This is a genomic window from Gilvimarinus gilvus (assembly GCF_030518155.1).
Taxonomy (GTDB): Bacteria; Pseudomonadota; Gammaproteobacteria; order Pseudomonadales; family Cellvibrionaceae; genus Gilvimarinus; species Gilvimarinus gilvus.
In genome coordinates this window covers 1-328 of the sequence record NZ_JAULRU010000429.1, presented here as the reverse complement: position 1 = coordinate 328, position 328 = coordinate 1, and the positions used below count along the sequence as shown (strand labels likewise).

The following is a 328-nucleotide window of genomic DNA, read 5'->3' as shown; positions in this document are numbered from 1 at the left end:
GATTGAATGTTCTTAAAAAAGAAGTTCCTTGTTTAGATGCTGCTTGGCATTACCATTCGCAATACGAGCTTTTATACATTTCAAAAAGTAATGGGATTCGTTTTGTTGGAGACAGTGTTTCGCCTTTTGCTCCGGGTGATTTAGTATTGGTTGGTCCTTATTTACCGCATCTATGGAGAAATGATGCATCATATTATAAAGGTGAAAAAACAAACAAGGTTAAAACTATTGTAACAAAATTTAATAGAGATTTTATTGGTGAAGGAACATTTGATAGTTCAAACTTTTCGGAAATTAGTAAAATGTTAGACGAGTCTAAATTTGGTGT

General features: G+C 32.6%; 1 protein-coding gene. It reads left to right on the top strand.

The features are described from left to right. Positions 1–328 (top strand): cupin domain-containing protein (locus QWI17_RS08510; protein WP_302722096.1); only part of this gene is annotated, 328 nt, incomplete at both ends.